The organism is uncultured Streptomyces sp. (genome assembly GCF_947488945.1).
In the GTDB taxonomy this organism is placed as follows: Bacteria; Actinomycetota; Actinomycetes; order Streptomycetales; family Streptomycetaceae; genus Streptomyces.
The window spans coordinates 476678-485459 of the sequence record NZ_CANLBS010000005.1 but is presented as its reverse complement, the minus strand read 5'-3'; the positions used below and the strand labels follow the sequence as shown (position 1 = coordinate 485459).

Below are 8782 nucleotides of genomic sequence, written 5' to 3'. Positions count from 1 at the left end.
CGGCACGGCCGCCCCCGGCACGGCCGCCCCCGGCACGGCCGCCCCCGGCACGGCCGCCCCCGGCACGGCCGCCCCCGGCACGGCCGCCCCCGACACGGCCGCCCCCGGCACGGCCGCCCCCGGCCGACCCGTGCCCGCGGCGGACCCCGACGCCGCCCCGGAACCCGTCCTCGCGTCCCCGCCCGAGGTGGCGAGCCCGGCCCAGCGCGCCGCGGCCGAGGCCCTGTGGTCGGCGGGCGCCGCCGTCCTGGAGGCCGGAGTCGACGGGGCGGGCGCCGTCGCCCAGTCGGCCCTCCTCCGCGCCGCGCACACCGCGCGCCTCCGTCACCTGCCGCGTGGCGCGGGCGCCGCGTTGTCCGTCGTCACGCTGCTGCGCGCGGCCCGCGCCGGGGACCCGTCCTACCGCACCGCCGACCTCGTCACCGCGCTCGCCGAACTCCTGGGCACCGCGCATCGCTTGGGGACCGCGACCGGGCCGGAGCTGGCCGCGGTGCGCGGTCGCGCCCGGCGCCCGTACGCCCCCGACGGCTCGCTGCGGCTCTACGGCCTCTTCACCGAGCCGGTGGTCACGGACTCGGGGCACGGCGGCGCCCGCACCTGGGTCGTCGGCACGGACAACCGCCTCTTCACGGTCGGCGACGTGGCCCCCGGTGGCGCCGGGCGCGCCCTGGGCGTGGCCGACCGCGCGGTACGCCTCGGAGACAGCGCCCTCACCCACCGGGAGCTGGGCCGGGCAGGCCTGGCGGTCTCCGGCGCGACGGTCTCGCCGGACGGCAGGCTGGGCGCCGGGAAGAGCGTCAAGGCCGTCACCGCCCGCGGAGCGGCGTGGACGGAGCCGCCGCTCGCCGCCCTGTGGGAGCCACCGCCGTCCGAGCAGGCCCTGCGCGCCCTGCACTCCACCTCCCGCTACGCCGACCCGGACACCGGCGGCAGTGACCTCCTCTTCCTGGACGTCGAACTCCTCGGCGCCGTGGGCGAATCGGGAGGTACCTGCCTGCTCGCCCGGTGCGGGGACGGCACGACCGTCCGGCTCACGGCCGCCGACGACGATCCCGCGCTGGCCCACCGCGACAACCTGATGCTGCTGGCCGCGGCCCCGGGCACCCGACTGAGGATCATCGGCCGCCTGGTGCCCGCACTCCACCCGCGTCTCACCCTTCTCGCCTGCTCGCACCCCACCGGCGGCGGCACGGTCGACCTCGGCCTCGACCGCCTCGGCCGCGCCGACCTCCCCGGCCCGGCCGCCCCCGTACACCCCGCCCCGCCGCAACCGGGGGAGTCCGGCGCGCACTCGCCCCTGTACCTCCTGGAGCGCCGGGTCGAACAGACGGTCCCGGCGGGCCGGGCGGCACTCGGCATGCTCGGCGACGTCACCACCGAGGCCCGTCGCCTCCGGCGCGCGGGCCTTCCCACCGCGGCCGGCCTCCTCACCGCCCTGTGCGCCTCGGCGGCCCGACGCGAGCGCGACCACTTCGGCCGCCTCCTCCCCGCCGACACCGACGGTTTCGCCGTCGACTGGCTGACCGCCGCCCGCTACACAGCCGCCGTGTCCGAGTCCCTGTGCGCGGCAGCCTGGGAGCCGGCATCCCCGTCCCGGCAACGCGTCGCCGCGGGATGACGCATGCCGGAGCGGCGCCCCCGGCGTGACGTCCGGCCGGGCGGGAGGCGGGCCTGCGCCCCTGCGACGGCCGCTTCACGGAAGCGGGCCCCGGACGGCGCGGTGCGCATGCCGGGGCCCGCTCCGGTGGTGGGTCGTCGGGCTACTTCAGTCCGAGGACCTGTTCCAGCGGGTCGATGGCGAAGTAGACGAGGAAGAGCACCGCGGTGCCCCAGAGCAGCCAGTGGACCTCGCGGGCCTTGCCCAGGCACGCCTTGATGATCACGTACGCGATGAACCCGGCGCCGATGCCGTTGGTGATCGAGTAGGTGAAGGGCATCACGACGATCGTGAGGAAGGCCGGGACGGCGAGGTCGTAGCGGTCCCAGTCGATGTGTTTGACCTGCGTCATCATCAGGAAGCCGACCGCGACGAGGGCGGGCGAGGCTGCCTGCATGGGCACGATGGTCAGGATCGGGGTGAAGAAGAGGGCCAGGGCGAACATGCCACCGGTGACGAGGTTGGCGAAGCCGGTGCGGGCGCCCTCACCGACGCCGGCGGCGGACTCGATGTAGGTGGTGGCGGACGAGGACGACGCGGCGCCACCGGCCACGGCGGCTGCGCCGTCGATGAGCAGGACGCGACCGAGGCCGGGGACCTGGCCCCGCTCGTCGAGGAGTCCGGCTTCGGCGGTGACGCCGACGACGGTGCCCATCGTGTCGAAGAAGTCCGACAGGATGAGGGTGAAGATCAGCAGGACGACCGTCAGGACGCTGATCTGCCCGAAGGAGCCGAACAGGTCGAACTGGCCCAGGAGTCCGAAATCGGGGGCGGCGACGGGCTTGTCGGGCAGGGTGGGAGCGGTCAGACCCCAGGACCTGACCGTGGCGAGCTGATTGACGATGATCGAGAGGACCGTCATCAGGACGATGCTGATGAGGATGGCGCCCTTGACCTTGCGGGCGAGGAGGACGACCGTCAGGATCACGCCGAGGCAGAACACGAGCATCGGCCAGCCGGTGAGGGCGCCGGTGCCGAGCTGGACGGGCACGGTGGTGTTCGCCGCGTCGGGGATGCGGGTGACGAAGCCGGCGTCCACGAAGCCGATGAAGGCGATGAAGAGGCCGATGCCGACACTGATGGCCTGCTTGAGGGCCTGAGGGATGGCGGTCATGATCGCTTCGCGCAGACCGGTCATGACCAGGACGCAGATCAGCAGACCTTCGAGCACGATGAGGCCCATCGCCTCGTCCCAGGCCATCAGCGGGGCCACCTGATACGCGACGACGGCGTTGATGCCCAGCCCGGCGGCCAGGGCGAGCGGGAGATTGCCGCCCACCCCCATGATCAGGGTCATGACCGCCGCCACCAGGGCCGTGGCGGTCACCAGCTGGACGGGGTCCAGCGTCTCGCCGAACTTGTCCTTCGCGCTACCGAGGATGATCGGGTTGAGCACGAGGATGTACGCCATGGTGAAGAAGGTGGCGAAGCCACCACGTACTTCCCGGCCGTAGCTCGATCCGCGTTCGGTGATCTTGAAGAATCGGTCGAGGGCACCACCTGATCTGTTCGGTGGTATGTCGGCCGGGCTGCTGCTGGGGTGCATGGGGGTGTTCTCCTGGGCCTGCGATCGATGGGAACCGAGGAACCGCCACTGCCCGACAAGGAGGGCAGGGAGTCGTGCGAACACGCGTGCGGCGCCTTGCGAGCGGATCATACGTGTCGTGGGACAACCGGCAAGTCCCCATCTGTTAAGGGCAGTTGCCGATCGATCAGGGCCTGTCGGTTCCTACGGAATCGGCGGTGATCTATCCCGCCAAACCGTGATGCAGGCGACAGCGCCCATGGATTTTGCCGTCACGATCCCCTTACGTTCTGTACGTGCACCCTCCACTCCCCTTCAATGCGCGTGCTGCCCGAGCCCTGCGTGAAAAGCTCGGGATGGCACCCGGTCACGTCGCCTACGGCATGCGCGTCTCCTTCGGGGCGGCCCATGTCACCCCCCAGCATGTCGAGGCCTGGGAGCGCGGAGTCGCGCTGCCCAGTGCCGGAGAACTCGCGGCTCTCGCCGGGGCGTTGTGGTGCCATCCCCGCGAACTCATGGGCCGTCCGCGCACCTTGCGGGAGCACCGCATCGCCCAGGGGGTAGCGGCCGAGGACGTCGCCCGGGAGACGGGCCTGTCGCTGCACGCCTATGTCCGGATGGAGGAGGCCGACCAGTGGACCGGGGACGGCCGGCAGTCCGAGAAGCTCGGCCGTGTGCTCCGGCTTCCTCCGCGTGACTTCGTCGCCGTCACCGGACTGGAGGGCGAGCTCGCCCGTCTGCTGACCGAGGCCGTCACCACCCGCTGGCAGGCGCACGTACGCGCCATCGCCAAACTCCTGTCCATGGAGCGCAAGAGGCTGCACGCACCGTTGAGCGCCATGTGCCAGGAGTACCAGGTGCTCATGGCGGCCACGCTCAGCCGGGCCGGTGGCACCACCGCTTCCGGGGAGGACGGGCGGCGTTACCTCGAAGAGATCGTCGACCACTTCTGGGCCCGGTTCCCCGAGCAGTCCTGACCACCCCGCTCACTCGGTCCCTGGGGCCGGGTGCGGTCCTCGTGTCCCGCCGCACCGGGAAGCGAGGCGCGGCCGAGCGGACCACGACCGGAGCCCGCCCGCGCTCGCGAGTGCCGGCCGGCACCGATCACAGCCGGGTGCGGCAGACCCTGGGGCGGGCGGGCGTGCGTGAGGGCGGAGCGCCGCAGGGTACGGATCCCCTCGGCCGCGGCGACCCGTCCGGCGGAGGCGCTCAGCGACGCGGAGACGCGGGTCGCGCAGCTCGCACGCGCTCGGCACGCGTACGTCCGGCCCGCAACGGCTCGCCCTGGCCACGGGGGCGCGATGTGCGCGTGCGAGCGGTGCCGCTGCTCGCACGCGCACATCGACACGGGTCGTGACCGGTCCGGGGATCTCTCCGGTCACGGACCCGCGTGCAGGGGCGGAGCCCTCTTCTCAGTGGGAGGTGGCGATCTCGTCGCCGGTGTCGGCGGCGGGAGCCGGCGCCGGGGCGCCGGGCTTGCGGAGGGTGAAGGCGAGCAGACCACCCACGATGGCGGCCACGCCGCCCACCCAGGTCGCGGTGCGCAGACCGTCGTTGACCGCGGTGAGGGCCGGCTCGGCGTCCACGCTCAGGTCGAGGCCCGAGTGGGCGATGGCCACGAGAACGGCGAGTCCCGCGGCGCCGCCGATCTGCTGGGACGCGTTGGCGAGCGCGGAGGCGATGCCGGCCTCGCTCGGTGCGACCCCGGATGCCGCGCACACGAACATCGCGGGAAACGTGATGCCTCCGCCGATGCCCCAGACGGCCAGGCCGCCGAGGAGCTGCCAGAAGGAGGCGTTCGTGGTCATCGACAGGGCCAGGAGCAGCATGCCCACGCCGTTGACGACCATGCCGAGGAAGAGCGTGGCCCGGGGGCCCCACTTCGTCAGCAGGATGCCGGTCAGTTGCAGGGAGGCGAACATCGAGATGATCGTCAGGGGCAGGAAGGCGAGACCCGCTTCGAGAGCGGTGTAGCCGAGCACGTTCTGCATGTACGTGGTGAAGAGGTAGTACGAACCGGCGAGAGCGCTCTGGAAGACCAGGATGATCAGGATCGCGGTCACCAGGCTGCGGTTGCGGAACAGACCCATGGGCGCGAGCGGCACCCGGGTCTTGGTCTCCACCACGGCGAAGACAGCCAGCAGGACCAGGCCGGCGACGATGGAGCCGAGGCCGCGCAGTGAACCCCAGCCTGCCTCGGGGCCGCTCACCAGACCGAGCACCAGCAGGGACGAACCCACGGTGGCGAGCACGGCCCCGGGGACGTCGAAGCTCGCGTCGCTGCTCGACCGTTCGTCCGCGGGCAGGATCGACGGCGCCAGCACGGCGGCCAGCAGAGCCATCGGGACCAGGACGAACAGGACCCACTCCCAGCCCCACGCGTTGGTGAGGACGCCACCGAGCAGCGCGCCGGCCGCGAGGCCACCGCTTCCTGCGGCGCCCCAGACGGCCATCGCGCGGTTGCGCCGGGCGCCCTCCTCGAAGCGTGTGCTCACCAGCATCAGGGTGGCGGGCGAGAGCAGCGCGGCTCCCAGCCCCTGTACCCCGCGGGCGGCGATCAGCATGCCGGGGTTCTCGGCCAGACCGCCTGCGAGGCAGGCCAGGCCGAAGACGACGGCGCCGATGACGAATATCCTGCGGCCGCCTATCCGGTCTACCAGACGGCCGCCGAACAGCAGCAGACCGCCGAAGGCGACGGCGTAGGCGCTGACCACCCACTGCAGGGACTGCGGGCCGAAGCCGAGAGCTTCACCGATGTCCGGTAGCGCGACGTACACGACGTTGTAGTCGGCGGCCACGACGAACTGGGCGAACGCCAATAACGCGAGCATCAGCCCGGGGCGGGCATGGGTTTTGGGGACGGTGTCAACCATGACAGGGCTTCCTTCTGTCACCGGACCGGGCCGTCACGCGGGACGCCCGGGTCGGTGACCGACGTGGACTACACGGCGTTCAGTAACAACACGCTGGATTGTGAGTCAACGGTGCTCAACTGTCAAACGGTGTTTGTCGAAAGGGGATCGGGCTCCACGCGGCGCGCCCTCACTGTCTTCCTGGCCTGTCGTGTCGTGCTCCTGGAGGGGTGTCGACGGCACCGACCCCGCCGCCAGGTGCCGACTCCTGGCGGGGGCACGCGTGGTCCGTGGCGACAGGGAGCCGTGCCGTGCAGTTTTTACACAGCGCAGAAAAACAGCTCGGCTGTAGGCCTCCTCCACGCTGTTACGATGGGTTCATGGTCGACGCGAAACCGAACCGGCGGGAGCGCCTCCGCGCGGAGGCCGCCCAGGAGATCAAGACCATCGCGCTGAAGCACATGGCGGAGAACGGCACCGCCGCGGTGTCGCTGCGTGCCATCGCGCGCGAGATGGGGATGACCGCCGGGGCCATCTACAGCTACTACGACACCCGGGACGACCTGATCACGGCGCTCATCGCCGACGTCTACAACTCGCTGGTCCAGGCGCTCGAGGAGGCGATCGCCGGCGCTTCGGGCGATCCGGTCGAGCAGGTCATGGCCTACGGGCGGGCTTATCGCACGTGGGCGCTGGCCAACCCGCAGGAGTTCCGCCTGGTCTACGGGGATCCCGCGCCCGACTACCAGGCGCCTCCGTGCGGGCCCGCGGCCGATGCGGAACACCGTGCCTGCACCGCGCTCACCGGCGTCGTCGTCTCGGCCTGGCCCTGGGCCGAACGGTTGCACGGTGAGGGGGGTTACACCTGGGACGACTACAGTCCCGAGTTCGTCGTCATGGTGCGATCGGCCTTCGCGGACCTGCATCCCGCCGCGATCGCCCTGGCGATGCGCCTGTGGGGACGTCTGCACGGTCTGGTCTCGCTCGAGATCTACGGGCATCTGCGCCCGCAGGTCCAGGACCCGGCCAAGCTGTTTCACGAGGAACTCGTCGACCTCACGCGGTTGCTGGGCCTTTCCGTCCCGGTGGCCGCGTTGAGCGACTGAACAATGTGCCGGGAACTCGCGGCTGTCCGCTCTCGGGTGTGCCTCGGGGCCGGGTCCCGGTAGAGGTGGCCAACCGTTTCGGCAAAGTGACCGCTCATACTCCGCGGTGTTTTTTCCGTGGCTTTCCCGTAAGGGACCCGACACGTTCTGGTGTCGGGTCCCCGGTTTGACCAGGACGGCGTTCGCGATTCCCCGGGTGATGCCGCGACCGAGCCGGTCCAGGTCGGTGACGAAGAGGTCGTCCCCCAGCAGCTGCCGTCCCGCGAGTTGCTTGCTCGCCAGCGACCATCCGTCCCAGTCGTCCTCGCCCAGGGCGTCCTCCAGGGAGACGATCGGGTAATCGGCGCACCAGTCGGCCAGTTCCTCGACCAGTGCCGACGAGGTCAGCTCCCGGTCTTCGGCGGCGAACCGGTAGGAGCCGTGCTCCTGCCGGAACTGGGTGGCCGCGACGTCGATGGCGATACCGACGTCGTCGCCGGGTCGCAGTGCGGCCCGCTCGATGCCCTGGACGAGTACGTCCAACGCCGTACGGTTGCTGGGCAGCAACGGGCCCAGGCTCCCTTCGTCGGCTACCAGGGCGACGGGCAGGCCCTGCTCGGCGAGGACGTCGGCGGTGCCGGCGCGGATGCGGGAGGCCCAGGCGATGGCCTGCTCGAAGGTGGTCGCGCCCAGTGGCACTGCGAGGAAGTCCTGCACGTCGATCGACCGGCCCGCGTGGGCGCCGCCCGAGATGATGTTGATCATCGGCAGGGGCAGCAGGGGAGTGGTGCCCGGTTCGGCGACGGCTTCGTACAGCGGGAGGCGCCGGGCATCGGCGGCCGCGCGGGCCGTCGCGCCGGAACGGGCCCCCGAACTTGACCGGCTCTGGACGTACAGGGGGTCTCGCGGCACGGCCGGCTTCTGTCCGCTCGGACCGGACCTCAGGTACATACTCGCCATCGAGAAGGTGCCCGACGGTCAGCCCGTGCGCCTGCCCCGCGAGGGTCTCGCGGCGCGGTACCGGGAACGGCTCGCCGAGTACGGCGGTCCGGTCGCCGAGTACCGGGAACTGATCGTCAACGACGATGACGTGGTCTACCGGCCTGTGGAGAATGTCCTGCTGCCCGCTCCCTGGTACCGCGACCGGGTGGTGATGATCGGGGACGCCGCGCACGGCACCTCCCCGCACTGCGGCCAGGGCGGGGCGCAAGCCATCGAGGACGGCATCGTGCTCGCCGAGGAGATCGCCAGGAACCTTCCCGTGTCCGAGGTCCTCGCGAACTTCATGCAACGGCGCTACGACCGGTGCCGCATGATCGTCGAAGGCTCGGAAGCCATCGGCCGGTGGGAACAGGACCACACGGTGGACATCGACCCCGACGCGGTCTCCTTCCAGGTCACGATGGCCGCCATGGCCCCGTTGTAGCCCTTGGAAGGCCCAGGCCGCGTGCAGGTTGGCGTACGCCGGAGCAGCGAGAAAGGCCGCTGCGGTCTCGTGCGGCTCCGGGGACCTTGGGGACCAGTCTTGGTGCATGCACCTCGGGCAGGTGGAGTCGGGGGAAAGACACCCGCAACCCGCCGCCCCTGAAGGGTGGGCCTGAGTGGTGAAGGCGCCCTGACGGTCCCGCCGTTGGGTGGCGGCGTATCCCTGGGGGCGGGCGGA

Annotated in this window: 6 protein-coding genes and 1 pseudogene; 4 read left to right on the top strand and 3 right to left on the bottom strand. The window is 71.5% G+C overall.

The genetic code is table 11. From position 1 onward, the window contains the following. On the top strand, positions 1-1618 hold a 1618-nt coding region (locus Q0994_RS10850), incomplete at its 5' end, for a hypothetical protein (RefSeq protein WP_299532109.1). Between the two features lie 142 nt (positions 1619-1760). On the opposite strand, the gene Q0994_RS10845 is transcribed toward Q0994_RS10850, so the two are convergent. Then, positions 1761-3203: an NCS2 family permease gene (locus tag Q0994_RS10845; RefSeq protein ID WP_299532107.1), complete on the bottom strand. Its 1443-nt coding sequence runs from the start codon at positions 3201-3203 to the stop codon at positions 1761-1763. A gap of 335 nt (positions 3204-3538) precedes the next feature. Here Q0994_RS10845 and Q0994_RS10840 point away from each other — a divergent pair, with 335 nt between their 5' ends. After that, complete coding sequence (locus Q0994_RS10840) at positions 3539-4159, top strand: XRE family transcriptional regulator (protein ID WP_299532105.1); 621 nt, start codon at positions 3539-3541, stop codon at positions 4157-4159. A gap of 435 nt (positions 4160-4594) precedes the next feature. On the opposite strand, the gene Q0994_RS10835 is transcribed toward Q0994_RS10840, so the two are convergent. Continuing rightward, on the bottom strand, positions 4595-6055 hold the full coding sequence (locus tag Q0994_RS10835) for an MFS transporter (RefSeq protein WP_299532103.1): 1461 nt from the start codon (positions 6053-6055) through the stop codon (positions 4595-4597). A 359-nt stretch (positions 6056-6414) separates the two neighbouring features. Here Q0994_RS10835 and Q0994_RS10830 point away from each other — a divergent pair, with 359 nt between their 5' ends. Next, complete coding sequence (locus tag Q0994_RS10830; protein WP_299532101.1) at positions 6415-7140, top strand: TetR/AcrR family transcriptional regulator; 726 nt, start codon at positions 6415-6417, stop codon at positions 7138-7140. A gap of 225 nt (positions 7141-7365) precedes the next feature. Here the strand turns inward: Q0994_RS10830 and eno are convergent. Then, positions 7366-7884: pseudogene (gene eno, locus Q0994_RS10825) on the bottom strand (phosphopyruvate hydratase); the annotation flags it as partial. Between the two features lie 220 nt (positions 7885-8104). On the opposite strand from eno, the gene Q0994_RS10820 reads away from it, so the two are divergent. After that, on the top strand, positions 8105-8545 hold the full coding sequence (locus tag Q0994_RS10820) for an FAD-dependent monooxygenase (RefSeq protein WP_299532099.1): 441 nt from the start codon (positions 8105-8107) through the stop codon (positions 8543-8545). Positions 8546-8782 lie beyond the last annotated feature (237 nt).